Source organism: Tepidiforma sp. (assembly GCF_026419595.1).
Lineage (GTDB): Bacteria > Chloroflexota > Dehalococcoidia > Tepidiformales > Tepidiformaceae > Tepidiforma.
In genome coordinates this window covers 1-18,839 of the sequence record NZ_JANZZD010000019.1, presented here as the reverse complement: position 1 = coordinate 18,839, position 18,839 = coordinate 1, and the positions used below count along the sequence as shown (strand labels likewise).

General features: G+C 72.2%; 17 protein-coding genes. 10 read left to right on the top strand and 7 right to left on the bottom strand.

The genetic code is table 11. The annotated features are described in order from the left end of the window. Positions 1 to 74: 74 nt before the first annotated feature. Positions 75 to 557 carry an NUDIX domain-containing protein gene (locus tag N2041_RS10420; protein ID WP_297678491.1) on the top strand — a complete coding sequence of 161 codons (483 nt, stop codon included), beginning with the start codon at positions 75 to 77 and terminating at the stop codon, positions 555 to 557. A 392-nt stretch (positions 558 to 949) separates the two neighbouring features. Beyond that, positions 950 to 1,816: a universal stress protein gene (locus tag N2041_RS10415; RefSeq protein WP_297678489.1), complete on the top strand. Its 867-nt coding sequence runs from the start codon at positions 950 to 952 to the stop codon at positions 1,814 to 1,816. 7 nt (positions 1,817 to 1,823) lie between these two features. Here the strand turns inward: N2041_RS10415 and N2041_RS10410 are convergent, their stop codons facing one another. Next, positions 1,824 to 2,405: a YfcE family phosphodiesterase gene (locus N2041_RS10410; RefSeq protein ID WP_297678487.1), complete on the bottom strand. Its 582-nt coding sequence runs from the start codon at positions 2,403 to 2,405 to the stop codon at positions 1,824 to 1,826. A 31-nt stretch (positions 2,406 to 2,436) separates the two neighbouring features. Next, on the bottom strand, positions 2,437 to 4,896 hold the full coding sequence (locus N2041_RS10405) for a PAS domain S-box protein (protein WP_297678485.1): 2,460 nt from the start codon (positions 4,894 to 4,896) through the stop codon (positions 2,437 to 2,439). A 212-nt stretch (positions 4,897 to 5,108) separates the two neighbouring features. Between N2041_RS10405 and N2041_RS10400 the strand changes: the two genes are divergently transcribed. The 4 genes from N2041_RS10400 to N2041_RS10385 are packed head-to-tail and all read left to right on the top strand — an operon-like array spanning position 5,109 to position 8,499. Continuing rightward, positions 5,109 to 6,452, top strand: a complete 1,344-nt coding sequence (locus N2041_RS10400; protein WP_297678483.1) for an HD domain-containing protein — start codon at positions 5,109 to 5,111, stop codon at positions 6,450 to 6,452. A gap of 45 nt (positions 6,453 to 6,497) precedes the next feature. Beyond that, complete coding sequence (locus tag N2041_RS10395; protein ID WP_297678481.1) at positions 6,498 to 6,800, top strand: hypothetical protein; 303 nt, start codon at positions 6,498 to 6,500, stop codon at positions 6,798 to 6,800. Beyond that, a complete protein-coding gene (locus N2041_RS10390; protein WP_297678479.1) occupies positions 6,797 to 7,024 on the top strand; it encodes a type II toxin-antitoxin system HicA family toxin in 228 nt (75 codons plus the stop codon). Before N2041_RS10395 ends, N2041_RS10390 begins: the two co-directional genes overlap by 4 nt. 47 nt (positions 7,025 to 7,071) lie before the next feature. Next, positions 7,072 to 8,499 (top strand): FAD-dependent oxidoreductase, encoded by a 1,428-nt coding sequence (locus N2041_RS10385; protein WP_297678477.1) that lies wholly within the window; start codon positions 7,072 to 7,074, stop codon positions 8,497 to 8,499. Here the strand turns inward: N2041_RS10385 and N2041_RS10380 are convergent. The 3 genes from N2041_RS10380 to N2041_RS10370 form a co-directional block, all read right to left on the bottom strand. Continuing rightward, positions 8,496 to 8,978 (bottom strand): hypothetical protein, encoded by a 483-nt coding sequence (locus tag N2041_RS10380; protein ID WP_297678475.1) that lies wholly within the window; start codon positions 8,976 to 8,978, stop codon positions 8,496 to 8,498. The genes N2041_RS10385 and N2041_RS10380 overlap by 4 nt on opposite strands. Before the next feature lie 175 nt (positions 8,979 to 9,153). Further along, the gene (locus N2041_RS10375) at positions 9,154 to 9,492 is read right to left on the bottom strand and encodes a P-II family nitrogen regulator (protein ID WP_297678473.1); all 339 of its coding nucleotides are present in this window, start codon (positions 9,490 to 9,492) and stop codon (positions 9,154 to 9,156) included. An 80-nt stretch (positions 9,493 to 9,572) separates the two neighbouring features. After that, a complete protein-coding gene (locus N2041_RS10370) occupies positions 9,573 to 11,012 on the bottom strand; it encodes an ammonium transporter (protein ID WP_297678471.1) in 1,440 nt (479 codons plus the stop codon). 349 nt (positions 11,013 to 11,361) lie between these two features. Between N2041_RS10370 and N2041_RS10365 the strand changes: the two genes are divergently transcribed. The 4 genes from N2041_RS10365 (at position 11,362) to N2041_RS10350 (ending at position 16,390) form a co-directional block, all read left to right on the top strand. Further along, positions 11,362 to 12,162: an electron transfer flavoprotein subunit beta/FixA family protein gene (locus N2041_RS10365; RefSeq protein ID WP_297678469.1), complete on the top strand. Its 801-nt coding sequence runs from the start codon at positions 11,362 to 11,364 to the stop codon at positions 12,160 to 12,162. 16 nt (positions 12,163 to 12,178) lie between these two features. Then, positions 12,179 to 13,141 (top strand): electron transfer flavoprotein subunit alpha/FixB family protein, encoded by a 963-nt coding sequence (locus tag N2041_RS10360; RefSeq protein WP_297678468.1) that lies wholly within the window; start codon positions 12,179 to 12,181, stop codon positions 13,139 to 13,141. 238 nt (positions 13,142 to 13,379) lie between these two features. Continuing rightward, complete coding sequence (locus N2041_RS10355) at positions 13,380 to 15,437, top strand: protein meaA (protein ID WP_297678467.1); 2,058 nt, start codon at positions 13,380 to 13,382, stop codon at positions 15,435 to 15,437. Beyond that, a complete protein-coding gene (locus tag N2041_RS10350) occupies positions 15,434 to 16,390 on the top strand; it encodes a hypothetical protein (protein WP_297678464.1) in 957 nt (318 codons plus the stop codon). Before N2041_RS10355 ends, N2041_RS10350 begins: the two co-directional genes overlap by 4 nt. Here the strand turns inward: N2041_RS10350 and N2041_RS10345 are convergent. Then, positions 16,387 to 17,502 (bottom strand): glycosyltransferase family 4 protein, encoded by a 1,116-nt coding sequence (locus N2041_RS10345; protein ID WP_297678462.1) that lies wholly within the window; start codon positions 17,500 to 17,502, stop codon positions 16,387 to 16,389. The two genes, N2041_RS10350 and N2041_RS10345, sit on opposite strands and share 4 nt — an antisense overlap. A gap of 127 nt (positions 17,503 to 17,629) precedes the next feature. Then, on the bottom strand, positions 17,630 to 18,839 hold a 1,210-nt coding region (locus N2041_RS10340; protein WP_297678460.1), incomplete at its 5' end, for a hypothetical protein.

Below are 18,839 nucleotides of genomic sequence, written 5' to 3'. Positions count from 1 at the left end.
CCATCCCCCGCCGCGGGCGGCCAGCCCGCGGCATCCCCCGTTCCCCGTTCCCCGTTCCCCGCTACGCTGGTGGCATGGAGGACCTTCCGCCGCGGCTCGCGGCCCGCGCCGTCATCCTCGACGACCGCGGCCGCACGCTCCTCTTCCGCATCCACGCGCCGGGCGACCCTTCGCGCGTGTTCTGGATCACGCCGGGCGGCGGCCTCGAACCGGGGGAGACGGAGCTCGACGCTCTCCGCCGCGAACTCTTCGAAGAGACCGGCCTGGCCGCGGCCGAGGTCGGGCCCTGCGTCTGGGTGCGCGACCAGTCGTTCCGCTGGGGCGACCGGCTCATCCGCCAGCGCGAGAGCTACTACCTCGTCCGCTGCCCCGCGTTCGAAGTCGATACCTCCCGCCACCTGGAGGAGGAGCGGACGTTCCTCCAGCGCTACCGCTGGTTCACGCTCGATGAGCTGCTCGGCTGGCCCGAACGGCTCGTCCCCGCCGAGTTCGCCGCGCTGTTCGCCCCGCTCGTCCGCGGCGAGCTCCCGCGCGAGCCCGTGCGCGTGGGGAGGTAGCGGGAGAGGGGGAGGTTGGAGGTTGGAGGTTGATACTCCTTCCTCGCTCCCGTCTCCGAACTCCGAACTCCGTAGCCGCGGGGCTCCGTCCCCGCGGAGGGCCGGCGAGGCCCACCCCGACCTCCGAATTCACGCGCCCTCCCGCCTCCCCGTTCCCGTCTCCCGCTTCCCAGTTTCCGGTTCCCGCCTCCCAGTTCCCGCCTCCCGCTTCCCGCCTCCCGGTTCCCGGAACATCCGTTGGGCGCACGGCGCCCCGCGGGGACGGAGCCCCGCGACTACGGGCCTTCCCTCCCCCGCCGCGGGCGGCCAGCCCGCGGCATCCTGCCGAAGGCGGCGAGCCCGCGGCATCCCGCCAACGCCCAACGCCGGACTGCCATCTACAATGAGCCGCGATGAACATCCTCGTCACCACCGACGGCTCCGAGCGCTCGCTCTGCATCCTGCCCCACGCCGCGCGGCTGGCCGCCGCCATCGGCGCCGACCTCCGGCTCGCGCGCGTTCTCGATCCCCGTTCCGACGCCGCGGGCGTCGTGGCCGAGCGGCTCGCGCAGGCGGTCGCCGAGGTCCGCAGCCGCTGGGAGGAGGGGCTGCGGGCCGCCCTCGCTGCGCACGGCGCAGCCGGCGAACCGCTCGTCATCGAACGGCGCTGGGGCGAAGACGTGCCGACGGCGATCCGCCGGGCGGCTGCCGACCTCGGCGCGGCGCTCATCGCGATGGCTTCGCGCGGGACTGGCGCTATCCGCCACGCCGTCTTCGGGAGCGTCACCATGGGCGTCGTCGGTTCGGCCGGGGTGCCCGTCATGACGCTGACCGGCTGCCCGCCGGTGCCCGCGCACGACGGCCCCTATCACCTCCTCATCACCACCGACGGCTCGCCCGATGCGCGTAGCATCTTCCCCGCCCTCGCGCCGCTGCTGCAGCCCGGCAAGGTCCGGGTCACCCTGCTCGAAGTCGCCGTCATGCGCGCGATGGAGACGGAGGCCGAGGCGAAGCACCGCACCCTGCCCGCGCTCGAGGCGCTCCGGCCGCGGCTGCCCGCCGGCATCGAAACCGCCTACCACATCCCGGTCGTCCCGCCCGGGGCCGGCATCGATACCGCGATCATCGACGCCGCCCGCGAGCTCGGCGCCGATGCCGTCGCCAGCGCGACCCACGGCCACAGCGCCCGCCGCCACCTCATCGCCGGCAGCACCGCCCTCGGCGTCGCCCGCCTTTCGCCCGTGCCGGTCATCCTCGCGAAGAGCGCCCCGGTCGACTGACCGGCGGCTACCACGGCCGCTTCCAGCGGTTCCAGTCGAACGGCGCGATGCCGTCGTCCGTGATCTGCCAGATGGTCGCCTCGGCCCGCCCGCCGCTGATTTCGAGGAAGCCGATCGTGCCGTACTGCGTCTCGAGATTGTGCGGGTAGGTGGGCGAGCCCGGGTTCACGCAGAGGATGCCGTTGATGGTGTTGATCGCCTCCACGTGCGTATCGCCGTAGACGAGCACGTCCAGCTCGGTGGTGCCGAAGTACCGCTTCAGCGCCCGCTCCAGCGTCAGGTGGGGCGGGTACTCCGGGATCGGCACATCGTGGACGAGGCCGACCTTCAGGCCGTCGAGGTTCAGCAGCCACGATTCGCGCAGGCGGGGGTGGTCCGGCTGGATCGGCCGGCCGCCCGAGCCGTCCTCGCCGTTGCCCCGGGCCGCCCACGTCGGCGCGATGTCGTGCAGCTGGTCGATGACGACGAGGTCGTGGATGTCGCCCGCGTGGAGGATGCAGTCGACGCCGCGGAAGGCATCGAACACCTGCGGCCAGAGTTCGTACCGCGCTTCCGGGATGTGGGTATCGGAGATGAGGCCGACGCGCATGGCCGAACTGTAGCAGCCGGCGGCGGCAGCTTCAGCCCGCGGCCGGGCCTTCGAGCGCGGGCAGCAGGAGCCGGAACGTACTCCCCCGGCCGGGCGAACTCTCCGCCGAGAGCCAGCCGCCGTGCGCCCGCGCGATCGCCAGCGCCGTCGGCAGCCCGAGCCCGGAACCCTTCCCGATCGGCTTCGTCGTGAAGAAGGGGTCGAAGATCTTCTCGAGGAGCTCCGGCGGGATGCCGGTGCCCGTATCCCGCACGGCGATGACGTGGTAGCGCCCCCGCGGCAGCTCCGGCGGCGCCCACCGGCGGCGGCTGCCGAGGTCGGTGGCCGCCCGGGTGACGGTGATGACGCCGCCGCCCGGCATCGCATCCCGCGCGTTCACGAAGAGGTTGACGAGCACCTGCGACAGCGCCGAGGCCGACCCCTTCACCCGGCCCGCCTCCCGCGACCGGCGGATGACGAGCCGGACCGTCGGCTCGACCATCGGCCGCGCGAGCGCCGCCGCGTCCGCGATGAGCGCATCGAGGTCGACGATGTCCGGCTGGTCGATATCCGGCCGGCCGAAGGCGAGCAGCCGCCGGACCAGCTCGGCGCCCCGCTCGGCGGCGTGGCTCGCGTCGTCGACGAGCTCCCGCAGCGCCGGGTCGTCCGGCAGCGCCTGCCGCAGGAGGAAGAGGTTGCCGAGCACCGCCGTGAGCAGGTTGTTGAAATCGTGGGCGATGCCGCCCGCCAGCACGCCGAGGCTCTCCAGCTTCTGCGCCTGCCGCATCTGCAGCTCCAGCCGCGCCCGCTCCAGCTCCGCCTCCTTCCGCGAGCTGATGTTCAGGAAGGTGCCGACCGCCCGCAGCGGCTCCCCGCGCGGGCCCCGGTCGACGATGCGGCCGCGCGAAAGCGTCCACGCCCACGTGCCGCCCGGCATCAGGTAGCGGTGCTCGACTTCGATGTGATCCGTCTCGCCCGTGGCGTGCGCGCGGAAGGCGCGCTCCACCGCCGCGCGGTCCTCCGGGTGGACCCGTTCGAGCCAGCCCACCGTCGTCGGGTTCGACGGCTGGAGCCCCTCCCGGTCGCCGGCGAAGGCCGTAATCGTGTCCGCCGCGACGTCCCACTCCCAGAGCGAGATCTCGGAGCGTTCGAGCGCCATCTCGAGGCGGCACCGCTCTTCCTCGCGCTGCCGTTCCGAGCGGAGCGCCTCGATGAGCGTCGCGCAGGTCGTCACCAGCGGCCGGAGGAATTCGACTGCCGTTTCGGAGTAGCCGCCGGGCCGGTTGGCGAGGCCGACCATGCCCACCAGCTCGCCCCGGCTCGCGATCGGCACGCCGAGGTAGCTGCGCAGCTCGGGGTGGCCGGGCGGCGTCCCGCCGGCCCGCGGGTCGCCCGCCGGCTCGTTCGAAATCACCGGCTCGCCCGTCCGCAGCGTGTGCCCGAAGAGCGTCGCGAGGTTGTCGAAGGCGAACCCGGCCGGCATGGAGTCGGCCATGATGGCCTGCGCCTGGTCCGTCCCGGGGAAGACGAGCGCCTGCAGCCGCAGGTAGGGGCTCCCGTCACGCTTCCGCAGCACCTCGCCGATGAAGCCGTATTCGCTCTCCGTCAGCTCCAGCAAGAGGTCGAGCAGCGCCTGGAAGACGCCCGAGGGCTCCCCCTCCCGGATGAAGTCCGACTGCGCCCGGGTGAGCGCGGCGAGCAGCCGGTTGGTCCGCTCCAGCTCCTGCGCGACCCGCAGCGGCTCCGAGATGTCGCGCGCGATGCCGCCGACGGCCGTGACCTCGCCGTGCTCATCGCGCACCGGGAAGAGCGAGAGCTCGATATCGAACACGGTGCCGTCGCGCCGGCGCCGCCGGGTCGTCAGGTGGAGGTGTTCGCCCCGCTTCACCCGCTCCAGCAGCTCCGCTACCTCGGACTCAGCACCCGGCGCCGCGACCATGTCCGCGGTGCGGCCCACCATCTCGGCCGCAGTCCAGCCGTAGAGCCGCTCGGCGCCCCGGTTCCAGCTGAGGATGCGGCCCTCGAGGTCGCGGCTGATGATGGCGTCCTCCGCCGATTCGACGATGGCCGCCAGGCGGGCGTGTTCCCGCTCCCGCACCACCCGTTCGGTGATGTCGCGGAAGATGAAGCGCGCGCCCGTCGGCACGCCGCGCTCGTCCACGATGAAGGCGCCCTGCGCCTCGACGGGCACGCGGATGCCGTCCTTCCGGATGACCGTGTAGCGGCTGACGTACTGGCCGGGCCGCCGCTCGTAGGGCAGCCCTTTGCGCACCTGCCGGGCGAGGCTCTCTTCGCTCAGGGCGATGGCGCGCTGCAGGCTCTCCTGCTCCAGCAGCTGCCAGCCGTAGATGCCGCCGAGCATGTCCTCGACGGTGTAGCCGAGGAGCGCCCGCGCGATGGCGTTCAGGTAGGTGACGCGCATCGAGGGCAGTTCCATCTCCAGCAGCGCATCCGGCATGTGGAAGCGGAACTGCTCGTACTCCGCCGCGAGCGCCAGGTACCGGCGCGTCATCTCGGCGGGTGTGCCGCTGAGCGGCGATTCATCCACGCGAAACCTGCCGGGGCTCCCGGGGGTGGTCCCCTCCGCCGGCGCGCCGGAGCCCGGGGCGGCCAGCTGCCCCAATGTACCGCGCCCCGCCGTTGGGCGGCACTCAGGGTTCTCCCCAAATCCCTCCATGGAGAAAGGTTCGACAGGCCCGCGGCCCCGGCCAGACAATCGAGACCATGGAGCCGACCCACGCCGCCCTCCGCGAGGCCTTCCGCGCCCGCGGCCGCCAGCTCTGGCTCGTCGGCGGCGCCCTCCGCGACCGCCTCCTCGGCATCGCCTCGCACGACATCGACTACGCCACCGACGCCCTCCCCGACGAGGTCGAGGCGATCGCCCGGGGGCTCGGCGCCCGCGTCACCACCGTCGGCAAGCGGTTCGGGACCATCGGCGTCCTGCTCGAAGGCGAATGGGTGGAAATCACCACCTTCCGCGGCGACAGCTACGCCCCCGGCAGCCGCTGGCCGGATGTCACCTTCGGCCGCAGCATCGAAGAAGACCTCGCCCGCCGCGATTTCACCATCACCGCCTTCGCCGAGAACGCCCACACCGGCGAGTGGCTCGACCTCTTCGGCGGCGAAGCCGACCTCCGCGCCGGCATCATTCGCGCCGTCGGCGAGCCCGCCGCACGGTTCCGCGAAGACCCCCTCCGCATCCTCCGCGGCGTCCGCTTCGTCAGCCAGCTCGGCTTCCGGCTCGACCCGGCCACCGCGGCCGGCATGCGCGAGACGGCCCACCTCATCGCCGCGCTCTCGCAGGAGCGCATCACGGCGGAGCTCGACAAGCTCCTGCAGGGGCGCGCGCCGGCCGCCGGCCTCGAAGCGCTCCGGGACACGGGCGCGCTCCCCTTCGCGCTGCCGGAGCTGGCCGGCATGCCCGGCTGCGAACAGAACCGCTTCCACCGCTTCGACGTCTGGGGCCACACCCTCGCCACCGTCGACGCCATCGCCGTCGACCCGGAAAACCGCCGCATCCGCCGCTGGGCCGCCCTCCTCCACGACCTCGGCAAGCCGGCCGTCCGCCACACCAAGCCGAACGGCGAGTGGGGCTTCTACCGCCACGAAGTCGTCGGCGCCGAGCTGGCGGAGGCGCTGCTCGAGCGGCTCCGCTTCGGCCGCGCCGATGCCCACGTCGTCGTCCTCCTCGTCCGCCGCCACATGGAGCGCCCGGACCCGGCCGACCGCCGCGCCGTCCGCCGGTTCATGGCGAAGCTGGGCGGCCGCTGGCGTGACCTCCTCGCCCTGAAGCGCGCCGACAACGCCAGCCACACCTACGACGACACCGCCTACCACGACGCGCTCGAAGCCGCCTGCCTCCGCGCCGAGCAGGAGGAGGCCGAGGCGATACGCGCCGAAAGCCCGCTCAGCGGCGACGACCTCGTGCGGATGTTCGACCGGCCGCCCGGGCCGTGGATCGGCGTCATCAAGCGGCAGCTCGGCGCGATGGTGCTCGATGGCGAGCTGGCGCCCGGCGACCGCGCCGCCGCCGAGCGCATCGCCCGCCGCCTGATGGGCCGCGGCTGAGCGGCCCCTCCCCCGGCCATCCGCCCCTGTGGTAGCCTGCGCACCATGCCCCCGGCCTTCACGGTGGTCCTCGCGCGCAGTGCCGATGGCTGGTACACCGCGGTCTGCCCCTCCCTGCCCGGGGCCGTCGCCGAAGGCCCCACCCGCGAGGCCGCCCTCGCAGACGCCGCCGCGGCCGCGAGCGCCTGGCTCGAAACCGCCGCCGCGCACGGCCGCGCGCCGCTCGCCGAGACGCCCGACCTGGTCGCCGCAGCGGTCGCTGACGCGCTCCGCGACCTCGCCGCCGAGGGGGCGCCGCTCGTCGTCGAGACCGCCGTCATCGCCGCCCCCTCCGCGACCGCCGCGTGAGCCGGCTCGCGGGGTTCTCCGCGCGCGACGTGGCGCGTGTCGCGGAGCAGCTGGGCTGGCGGCTGGACCGGCAGTCTGGCTCCCACCTCGTCTACGTGCACGACGGCAAGGCCGTGATCCTCGTCATCCCCGCCCACCGCGAGCTGCGCCCGGGGACGCTGCGCGCGCTCATCCGGGCGATGGAGCTGGATGTGGACCGCTTCCTCGAACTCGTCCGCGGCTGAGCGGCCCCTCCCCCGGCCATCCGCCCCTGTGGTAGCCTGCGCGCCGCATGAGCATCCCGCCCGAACGGCTCCGCGACCTCGCCGGCGACCCGGCGCCCGCCCCGGCGGCCAGCGAGCACGTCCTCGTCCTCGGCGCCGGCATGGCCGGGCTCGCCGCCGCCTACGAACTCCGCCGCCGCGGGTTCGCCGTCACCATCCTCGAAGCCCAGCCGCGCGTTGGCGGCCGCATCCAGACCTTCCGCGAGCCCTTCTCCGACGGCCTCTACGGCGAAGCCGGCGCCATGCGCATCCCCCGCGCGCACGACCTCGTCCTCCGCTACGTCGAGCGATTCGGCCTCGAAACCGTCCCCTTCGTGATGGAGAACCCGCGCACCTACGTCGCCTTCGGCGGCGAGCGCATCCGCCGGGGCGAGTTCGATTCGGCCCGCCACGCCGGCGACTTCGAACTCCAGCCCGGCGAGACCGACCTCCCCATCGGCCAGCGCTGGGAGCGGGAGATCGCGCCCCTCCTCGCCACCATCGAACGGCACGGCGCGCTCGGCTGGGAGGAAGTCGCCAGCGAATACGACCAGTACTCGCTCGCCGAGTTCCTCGAATCCCGCGGCTGGTCGCAGGGCGCCATCGAGCTCTGGGGGCTCCTCACCCACATGGAGCCGTTCATGAACAGCGCCTTCCTCGAAGTGCTGCGCGAAGAGGCCGGCCGCTGGTTCACCGACGTCGTCACCATCCCCGGCGGGATGGACCGCCTGCCCCGCGCGTTCCTCGCCCCGCTCGGCGATGCCGTCCGCTACGGCATGCGCGTCATCGCCATCCACCAGTCGCAGGAGGGTGTGCAGGTCCGCTGCCGGACGGTCGCCGGCGAGCACACGTTCACCGCCGACCGCGCCGTCATCACCATCCCGTTCTCGCTCCTCCGCCACATCGAAATCACGCCCGCGCTCAGCCGCGGCAAGCAGCGCGCCATCCGCACCCTCTCCTACGATGCAGCCACCAAGATCTTCTTCCAGTGCCGCCGCCGCTTCTGGGAGGAGGACGACGGCATCGCCGGCGGCGGCTCGGTCACCGACCTGCCGGTGCGGACGATCTACTACCCGGCAGGCGGCGCGCCGGGCGGGCGGGGCATCCTCCTCGCCAGCTATACGTGGGCGGAAGACGCGCGCCGCTGGGGCACCCTCGCCCCCGATGAGCGGCTCGCCCAGGCGATCGAAAACGTCGAGGTCATCCACCCGGCCGTGCGGCAGGAGTTCGAACTCGGGGCCAGCAAGGTGTGGCACCAGGACGAGTTCGCCGGCGGCGCGTACGCCCTCTTCGAGCCCGGCCAGCAGACCCACCTCTACCGCCACATCATCGCGCCGGAGGGGCGGCTCCACTTCGCCGGCGAGCACGCCTCCCTCGCGCACGGCTGGATCCAGGGCGCCGTCGAATCCGGCCTCCGCTGCGTGGCAGAGATTCTCGAGCGCGCGCCGGCCCGCTAGGCCGCCGGCCCCTGCCCCTCCGAGCGGTCCCGTTCGTAGGCGCCGAGCAGCGAGAGCAGCAGGTCCTCCAGCCGGGCGCGCGTCCACTGGCCGTTCCGGCGCTCCGGCCCGGCGGCCACCGCCGCTCCCCGCGGCCCGGCCGTGCTCAGCGTCACCGCGATGTGCCAGCGCGGGCCGCCCATCCGCCGCCGCTCCACCAGCGCGAAGGTGAGCGTGTAATCGCGCGCGACGCTGACGGTGAAGGCAGCCGCCTCCTCGCCCGGCGGCAGCGGGCTCACCTGCACCGGAAGCGCCGCCCCGTACACGGCGCGGATATCGGCCGCCGCCTCGGCCGCCCAGCCATGGAGGGTGCGCAGCAGCGCCGCCTGCGAAGCCCGGTCGTGCGCGCCGGCGATGCCCCGCAGCGCCCGCCGCTCCGCCCAGGCGTCGCGCAGCTGTTCGACCCGCCGCCGGAAGGGCTCGAGCGTCAGCGCCGGCACCGGGTCGCCTCCCCGCCCCGCATCCGCGTCAGATGGGCCTGCATTGGCCCGATTGTGGCCGCCCGCCGTTTCGGCCGATTTGCGCGGATGTTACGGGCGCATTTCCCGGCCGGGCGCAAACAACGGGGGCCGCGCAACGTGCGCGGCCCCCGTCGCGGGTCGATTTGCGCCAGGCTCAGACGGCGGCGGCGCCCCGCTCGTTCGTCCGCACCCGGATCACGTCGATGACATCGGAGACGAAGATCTTGCCGTCGCCGATTTCGCCGGTGCGGGCGTTCTCCACGATGGCGGTGATGACCTTCTGCAGGTCCTGGTCGTTCACCACGATGAGCACCCAGGCCTTGGAGAGGTACTCCACCTTGTATTCGCGGCCGCGCCACTGCTCGGTGATGCCGCGCTGCTTGCCGTGGCCCTTCACTTCGGCCACGGTCATGCCGCCGTAGCCGAGCTCCTCGAGCGCCTCGCGCACGAAGGGCAGGCGCGAGGGGCGGATGATCGCATCGATGCGCTTCATGACATCTGCCTTCCTTCTCTCGTGGTCCCCGGAGCCGGGCCGGCCGGCCCCGGGGAGAGTCTATCCCGTTCGCGAATGCGCTAGGCGCCCGGGCTGAAGATGCCAGGCCCCGTCGGCCCGAAGTCCGGGTACGAATCGAGGCCGTGCTCCAGCAGGTCGAGCCCCTTCTCTTCCTCCTCCGGCGGCACGCGGAGGCCGATCGTCATCTTGATGCCGAAGAAGAGGATGAAGGCCGTCACCACCACCCAGGCGATGATCGAGGCCGCGCCCACCAGCTGCGCCGCGAGCTGCTCGAAGCCGCCGCCGACCAGCAGGCCGTACTTCGACGGCTCCGCATAGCCAGCGCCTTCGATACCGGCCTGCGTCGAGAACAGGCCGACGGCGATGACGCCCCAGAGGCCGGCGGCCCCGTGCACCGGGAACGCGCCCACCGGGTCATCGACGCGGATCACATCGAGCAGCAGCACCGCGCCGTACATCACGAGCGAGCCGATGGCGCCGATGACGACCGCCGCCCACGGGTCCACCGTCGCGCAGGGCGCCGTGATGGAGACGAGGCCGGCGAGGATGCCGTTGATGAGCAGGCCCGGGTCGTAGCGGGTGGTGAGGATCTTCGAGTAGAGGACGGCCGAGACGCCGCCCGCCGCCGCGGCCAGGGTCGTGTTCACCGCCACCTTCGCCGCCAGCTCCGCGCCGCCGCCGGTGAGCGCCAGCGTCGAGCCCGGGTTGAAGCCGTACCAGCCGAACCAGAGGATGAACATGCCGAGCGTGGCGATGCTGATGTTGTGGCCCGGGATGGCGTTCACCTGCTTGCCGGGGCCGTACTTGCCGAGCCGCGGCCCGAGCAGCGCCGCGCCCACCAGGCCGGCCCAGCCGCCGACCATATGGACCACGCCGGAGCCGGCGAAGTCGATGTAGCCGTTCGCGAGGAACAGGTCGGCCGGGTCCTCCTTGAAGGCCGTCAGCCAGCCGTTCGCATCCCACGCCCAGTGGACTACCACCGGGTAGATGAAGCCCGTGATGACGACGGTGTAGACGAGGTAGGCGCTGAACTTCAGCCGCTCGGCGAGCGAACCGGCGACGATGGTGGCTGCCGCCGCCGCGAACGCGAACTGGAAGAACCAGCCGGCGAAGCCCTCGTACGTGTCGTAGAAGAAGTCGCCCCAGCCGATGAACCCGTTCGCCGAGCTGGACGTGCCGTAGGCGAACCCGTAGCCGACGGCCCAGAAGAGGAGGCCGCCGACGCAGGCGTCGATCATGTTCTTCATGAGGATGTTCGCGGTGTTCTTCGAGCGGACGAAGCCGCCGGTGAGCATCGCGAAGCCGGCCTGCATGAAGAACACGAGGAAGCCGGCCACGAGGAGCCAGGTCGTATCGAGCGCGGAGACCAGGTCGGCCACCGTCTCTTCGGTCGTCGGCTCCTGCGCGGCCGCCGCCGAGATGGCGGCCATGGCGAGGATGGCGCCGCCCAGGATCCCGAGCGGCCGGTGCAGTCTGCGCAGCCAGGTGCGCCTCTCCATGCGGATGAACCCCCGTTCGTTCCGGTGCCAGGCGGCACCGCTGAGATGCCGGCGCATGCAGCCCGGGGCCCCGCGGGCCGCAGCCGCCGGATGTGCGCAACGGTAGGAACGGGCAGTTTCCCGCCGATTTCATCCGGGTTTCGAACACATTGCCGGGCCATGACGTTCATGTTTCCCGGCCGCCCGCCGCGGCCCGCCCGCTGGCTGCCCGGCCAGCATTGGTGCGATATTTCACAATCTTCCCCGGTGTGGTACATTGCTGCGGGTTTGCCCCAATTCACTGCAGGAATCGCCCCGGCCCGCACCCCCGCACGAGGACCGGCAACGCGCAGGAGGCAAGGAACGCCGCGTGAACATCGTCGTTTGTGTCAAGCAAATCCCCGACCCCGAGACGCCGGCCGCATCGTTCAAAGTCGATGAAGCCGCCAAGAAGGTGATCCCCGCCCAGGGCATCGCGCCGGTCGTCAACCCGTACGACCCGCAGGCCACCGAGGCCGCCCTCCGGCTGAAGGAAGCCGCCGGCAGCGGCAAGGTCACCGTCATCAGCCTCGGCCCCGATTCCGCCCGCGACGCCATCAAGCACGCGCTCGCCATGGGCGCCGATGAGGGCGTCCTCATCACCGGGCCCGAGTTCGAGGACATCGACAACTTCCAGACCGCGAAGGCCCTCGCCGCCGCCATCCAGAAGCTCGGCGGCGCCGACCTCGTCCTCACCGGCCGCGCCGCCGCCGACTGGGACATGGGCGTCGTCCCGCTCGGCATCGCCCAGTACCTCGGCGTGCCCTGCGTCACCGTCGCCAAGGCGATCGAAAAGAACGGCGCCGGCCTCAAGGTCGAGCGCGTCCTCGAAGACGGCTTCCAGACGGTCGAAACGCCGCTGCCCGCCGTCGTCTCCGTCTCCAACGAGTTCGGCGAACCCCGCTACCCGCAGCTCCGCCAGATCATGCTCGCCGCCAAGAAGACCGTGCAGGTCTGGAGCGCGAACGACCTCGGCATCGCCGGCGAGATGGGCAAGGAGAACCGCGCCCTCGTCCTCGAAGCGCTCTACGTCCCGAAGGTCGAGAGCAACGTCGAGATCATCGAAGGCGATTCGCCCGAAGAGAAGGCCCGCAACCTCGCCCAGAAGCTCCGGGCCGCGAAGCTGATCTAAGGAGGAGCACCGAACCATGGCAGGAATCCTGGTCATCGCAGAAGCCAACGAGGGGGCCCTCGCCCCCATCTCGGGCGAGCTCCTCGGCGCGGCCCGCAAGCTCGCCGGCGAAGGCGCCGGCAGCGTCACCGCCTTCATCGCCGGCAGCGACGCGCTCGGCAAGGAGCTCATCGCCCTCGGCGCCGATGCCGCCATCGCCGATACCAACCCCGCCCTCCAGGGCGCGCTCGCCGAGGTCTACCTCCCGGCCGTCCAGGCCGCCCTCCAGCAGTCCGGCGCCGATATCGTCCTCATGGGCCAGACGGCCCTCGGCCGCGACCTCGGCCCGATGCTCGCCTTCGCCCTCGGCACCGCCGTCTCCATGGAGACGGTCGACCTGAAGTACACCGGCGGCAAGCTCATCGCTACCCGCGCCTGCTACGGCGGCAACGCCCGCGCCGAGGTCTCCTTCAAGAACGCGCCCGCCATCGCCACCGTGAAGGCGAAGTCGTTCGATGCCCTCGCGCCCGATGCCTCCCGCAGCGGCAGCGTGAGCACCATCGACGTCGCCGGCGAAGCCCGCGTCAAGGTCCTCGGCGTCCAGAAGGCCGAGAGCACCGGCATCCGGCTCGAAGATGCCCCGGTCGTCGTCTCCGGCGGCCGCGGCCTCGGCGACCCCTCCGGCTTCAAGATGCTCGAAGAGCTCGCCGCCCTGCTGAAGGGCGCCACCGGCGCCAGCCGCGCCGCCTGCGACCTCGGCTGGTATCCGCCCAGCCAGCAGGTCGGCCTCACCGGCAAGGTCGTCTCGCCGAACCTCTACATCGCCGTCGCCATCTCCGGCGCCAGCCAGCACATGGCAGGCATGGCCGGCTCGAAGAATATCGTGGCCATCAACAAGGACCCCGACGCCAACATGGTGAAGGCCGCCAAGTACGCCATCATCGACGACTACAAGAAGGTCGTCCCGGCGCTCATCGAAGAGATCAAGAAGCTCGGCTAGGCCGGCCAGCTTCGTCAGCACCCACACCGCCGCGGGGCGGGGGACCACTCCCCCGCCCCGCGCTGCTGTTGGCCGACAGCGCACGCCGCCGCCGCATCGCAATACGCCGATGGCCAAACGGGCCGTTCGGATATTCGCGCCGAACCCTGTACCATACGACGCAGATTCGCCGCCGCGGCGCCCTCCCCCCGCAGGCCGCCCGCGCCGGCGCCCCGAAACCCGAACCCGGAGGGGTGGCGTGAGCTCACCAACCGACCCCGGGCAGGCCCCCGCGCAGCGCCTGCCCCACCGCCTCTACGACGCCGAAGGCAACCCCACGACCGACCGGCCGTGGATCTTCCGGACCTACGCCGGCCACTCCAGCGCCGCCGCCTCCAACGCCCTCTACCGGAAGAACCTCGCCGCCGGCCAGACCGGCCTCTCCGTCGCCTTCGACCTCCCCACCCAGACGGGCTACTCCTCCGACCACCCCCTCGCCCTCCCGGAGGTCGGCAAGGTCGGCGTCCCCATCAACACCATCGACGACATGCACCAGCTCTTCGAGGGCATCCCCCTCGCGGAGATGAACACCTCGATGACCATCAACGCGACGGCGATGTGGCTGCTCGCCCTCTACATCGGCGTCGCCCGGGAGCGCGGCGAAGACGTCCGCAAGCTGCAGGGCACCACCCAGAACGACATCATCAAGGAATACCTCGCCCGCGGCACCTACATCTTCCCGCCCGAGGCCAGCCTCCGCCTCATCGCGGAAATGTACGAGTACTGCCTCGACCACCTGCCGAAGTGGAACGCCTCCAACATCTGCAGCTACCACCTGCAGGAAGCCGGCGCCACCCCCGTGCAGGAGCTCGCCTTCGCCCTCGCGAACGCCATCGGCGTCCTCGATACCATCCGCGAGCGCGGCGCCGTCGCCCCCGACCGCTTCCCCGACGTCGTCGGGCGCATCTCCTTCTTCGTCAACTCCGGCATCCGCTTCATCGAAGAGATGTGCAAGATGCGGGCCTTCGTCGAGCTCTGGGACGAAATCACCCGCGACCGCTACGGCGTGCAGGACCCGAAGCAGCGGCTCTTCCGCTACGGCGTCCAGGTCAACTCCCTCGGCCTCACCGAGCAGCAGCCGGAGAACAACGCCTGGCGCATCCTCATCGAAGCGCTCGGCGTCACCCTCTCCCGCAAGGCCCGCTGCCGCGCCCTCCAGCTCCCCGCCTGGAACGAAGCGCTCTCCCTCCCCCGCCCGTGGGACCAGCAGTGGTCGCTCCGCCTCCAGCAGATCCTCGCCTACGAAACCGATCTGCTGGAGTACCCCGACATCTTCGATGGCTCCATCGTCATCGAATCGAAGGTCGAAGAGCTGAAGCGGCAGGCCCGCGAAGAGATCGCCCGCATCGAAGCGATGGGCGGCATCCGCGCGGCCGTCGAATCCGGCTACCTCAAATCCCAGCTCGTCCGCTCCATGTCCGAGCGCGTCAGCAAGATCAACTCCGGCGAACTCGTCATCGTCGGCGTCAACCGCTGGACCGACGGCCTGCCCTCGCCGCTCCTCACCGGCGAAGACGGCGGCATCTTCAAAGTCGACGAAGCCGAGACGCGCCGCACCCTCGAAGCGCTCGCCGCTGTCAAGGCGAAGCGCGACCCGGCCCGCGTGCAGGCGGCTCTCGCCGCCCTCGAAGAGGCGGCCCGCACCGGCAAGAACATGATGGAGCCCTCCATCGAATGCGCCCTCGCCCGCGTCACCACCGGCGAATGGGCCGATACCCTCCGCCGCGTCTTCGGCGAATACCGGCCGCCCACCGGCGTCGAAGGCCAGCGCCTCTACGTCGATAGCGACCGTGTCGCCGAGGTGCGCCGCCGCGCCGAGGAGTTCGTCCGCCGCACCGGCCACCGGCCGCGCATCGTCGTCGGCAAGCCGGGCCTCGATGGGCATTCGAACGGCGCCGAGGTCATCGCCGTCGCCGCCCGCCACTGCGGCTTCGATGTCGTCTACTCCGGCATCCGGCTCACCCCGGAAGAGATCGTCCAGAGCGCCATCGAAGAGGCGGCCGACGTCATCGGCCTCTCCATCCTCTCCGGCTCCCACCTCGACCTCACCCGGCAGGTCATCGAAGGCCTCCGCGCGGCCGGCGCCGGCGACGCCATCCCCGTCATCGTCGGCGGCATCATCCCGAAGGACGACCACGAGGCGCTCCGCGCGCTCGGCGCCCGGCAGATCTTCACCCCGGCCGACTTCGACCTCGCCGATGTGATGAGCCGGATCATGGACGTCGTCGAAGCGCAGGCGGGCGCCGGCGCCCGGTGAGCGAGCTCGACCAGCTCATCGAGGGCGCCATCGCCCTCGACAAGTGGCCCCTCGCCCGCCTCGTCCGGCTGTTCGAAGATACGCGGCCGGAGGCCGTCGCCGAGAAGGCGGCGGCCATCGCCGCCCTCGAAGCCCACGGCGCCGGCCCGCGCGCCATGGTCGCCGGCTTCACCGGCACCCCCGGCAGCGGCAAATCCACCCTCGTCGGCCAGCTCGCCGCCCGTCTCGCCGCCCGCGACGCTGCCCCCTCCGTCGCCGTCCTCGCCATCGACCCCTCCTCCCACCGCTCGGGCGGCTCCATCCTCGGCGACCGCACCCGCGTCCACTTCCCGGTCGGCGAGCGCCGCCTCTTCTTCCGCAGCCAGCCCTCCGACCGCGAACTCGGCGGCATGGGGCGCGCCACCTACCCCGTCGTCCGCCTCCTCGAGCGGCTGTTCGACTACGTCTTCGTCGAAACCGTCGGCATCGGCCAGAGCGAAGTCGAAATCGAACGGCTCGCCGACCGCGTCTATCTCGTCCTCCAGCCGCTCGGCGGCGACCAGGTCCAGTTCATGAAGGCGGGCATCATGGAGGTGCCCCACGCCTTCATCCTCAACAAATGCGACGTCGGCGCCGCCGCCCGGCGGAGCTACCACGCCCTCCGCGCCAGCATCGATTTCGCCCGCCCGGGCGAAGCCGCGCCCCCGCCCATCTTCCGCACCAGCGCCATCTCCGGCGAAGGGCTCGATGACGTCCTCGACGACCTCGTGGCCCACCGCACGGTGCACGACGATGCGGCCCGGCAGGCGCGCGACCGCTACTTCTTCGAAAAGTGGGTGCGCGATGAATACGGCCGCTTCGGGCTCGACCTGCTCGAGCGGCAGGGCGGCGCGGCCGGGCTGCTCGCGCAGGGCGGCACCTTCGAAGGGGCGCAGGCCGCCTACCGCGCCCCGCTCGACCCCTTCGCCGGCTAGCGCGCCCGCTCGGCCCCCGCGCCGTCCCCCGGCCCGGCAAAGCCGTCGAGCGCGAGCGGCAGCTGGGCCGCACCCTCCCGCCGGCCGCCCTCGCCGAGGATGGCGCGGTACAGCTGCTCGTGCCGGAGGACGTTCAGCGCCGCGCTGAAGTGGCGCTCAACCCGCCGGCGGCACTCCCGCCGGTCGAGCTCCTTCGCCCGCCAGGCCGCCTCCGCCGCCGCGTCGATGTCCTCGACGATGATGCCCGTGACCCCGTCCTGGATGACTTCCGGCACCGAGCCGTTCCGGAAGGCGATGACCGGCGTGCCCGTCGCCATCGATTCGATCATCACGAGGCCGAACGGCTCCGGCCACTGGATGGGGAAGAGCGTGGCCAGCGCATCGCGGTAAGCGCGCAGCTTCTCCTCCGTCGGCGGCTGCTGCTTCACCTCGACATCGAGCCCGCGCAGCCGCGGCCGCACCTCGGCCTCCCAGTAGTCTTTCTCGAGCTGCTCGTTGATCTTCACCACCATGAGCAGCGGCAGGCCGGCGCGCCGCGCGATCTCGATCGCCTGCACCGGCCCCTTCTCCGGGTTGATCCGGCCGCAGAAGAGCAGGTAATCGCCCGGCCGGTCGCTGAACGGGAACGCCGCCGGGTCGATGCCGTTGTGGATGACGGCCGCCTGCACCCCGGCCGGCAGCGTCGACCGCTGGTGATGGCTGATCGCCACGAGGTGCAGCCGGCGGCCGAGCTCCCGGATGAGGCCGCGATTCTCCGGCGTGACCGGGCCGTGGAGCGTGTGCACCACGGGCACCGGCACGGCCGCGCCGGTGATCGGGCCGAGGAAGGTGTGGTCGTGGATGATGTCGAACTCCCGCCAGCGGTCGTAGGCCGCGAGCACGTGCTGCGCCTCGATCGCCGGGTTCCCCAGCAGCGCCGAGGGCGGCTCCGCGAAGGTCGAAACCAGCCGCGCCTCCGTGCGCGAACCCCCGGCAGCGAACAGCGTGACGTCGTGCCCTCGCCGGGTCAGCCCGTCGGCGAGGTAGCTCACGACCCATTCGATGCCGCCGTAGCCCGTCGGCGGGACAGCGAACCACGGCGGCGCAACGATGGCGATTCGCATCGTCTCCATCTCGCACTCCTCGAGGTTCGAACGCCGTTCCCGGCGCGCTCCGCTCGCGCGCCGACGCTTGCGCTCATTCTGGTTGCGCTATCCGCGGGACGTCAATATCGGCTCGGCGGCGGCCCCTGCAGACCTGCTACCGCGGCCAGCGGTCGGTGAGCACCACCGCCGCCTCGCCGCGGACGCCTTCGACTTCGACCGCTACCCCGGCGGCGCCCCGCCGGAAGGCGAGGTCGATCGCCGCGCCGCCGAAGCGGAGATTTCGCAGCCGCACCCATTCGACCATCGCCGGCAGGACGGGCCGGGTGATCGCCAGCGCCTTCGGGCCGGCCGGCCGGATGCCGAGCAGCGTCGTCAGCACGAACGGCAGGCTCGCCGCCGACCACGCCTGCGGGCGCGAGGCGACGGGGTAGGGCGTCGGCACGAGCCGAAGCTCGCGGGGGTCGCCGCAGTACAGCTCCGGGATGCGCCCCGCCGGGAAGGCGAGCGCGGCTTCGATGAACGCATCGCCGAGCGCCCGCGCGAGGTCGTCGAACCCCTGCCGCCGCAGCCCCGCGAGCAGGATCGCGTTGTCGTGCGGCCAGACGGAGCCGGTGTGGTAGCCGAGCGGGTTGTAGCCCGCCACCGACGACGCCAGCGTCCGCACGCCCCAGCCGCTGAACAGGTCCGATTGGAACGCCCGGTCGGCGAACGCCGCCGCGCGCGCGGGCTGCGGCTCGCCGAGCCAGAGCAGGTGGCCCGCGTTCGAAGCCGGCGTGGGGACCGGCATGCGCGCCCGTTCGAGGCAGAGCGCGTAGCCGAGGCTGTCATCGCCGAACCGCTCCTCGATGATCGCGGCGAGGCGCTCGGCCGCTGCCTCCGCCTCGGCCGCGGGCACGCCGCGCAGCGCGGCCAGCCGCGCGAATGCCCGCAGCCCGGCGAGCGCGTACGCCTGCACCTCTACGAGCGCGATCGGCGGCTCGGCGAGCCGGCCGTCAGGCCAGCGGATGGCATCGTGCGAGTCCTTCCAGCCCTGGTTCTCGAGCCCGGCAGCCGATTCCCGCGCATAGGCGATGACGCCGCCGTACCGCTCGAGCTCGCGGAGGCACCAGCCCGCCGCCGCCTCCAGCGCCGGCCACAGCGCGGCGATGCAGGCCCGGTCGCCCGTCCAGTCGAAGTACTCCGCCGCGGCCGCGAGGAACAGCGGCGTGGCATCGACGCTGCCGTAGTAGCGGCCGAACGGCACCTCGCCCAGGTTCGCCAGTTCGCCCCAGCGCAGCTCGTGCGGGATCTTCCCCGGCGCCGCGTCGCTCGCCGGGTCGTGCTCCTTCGCCTGGTAGCGCGCGAGCACCTCCAGCGCGCCGCGG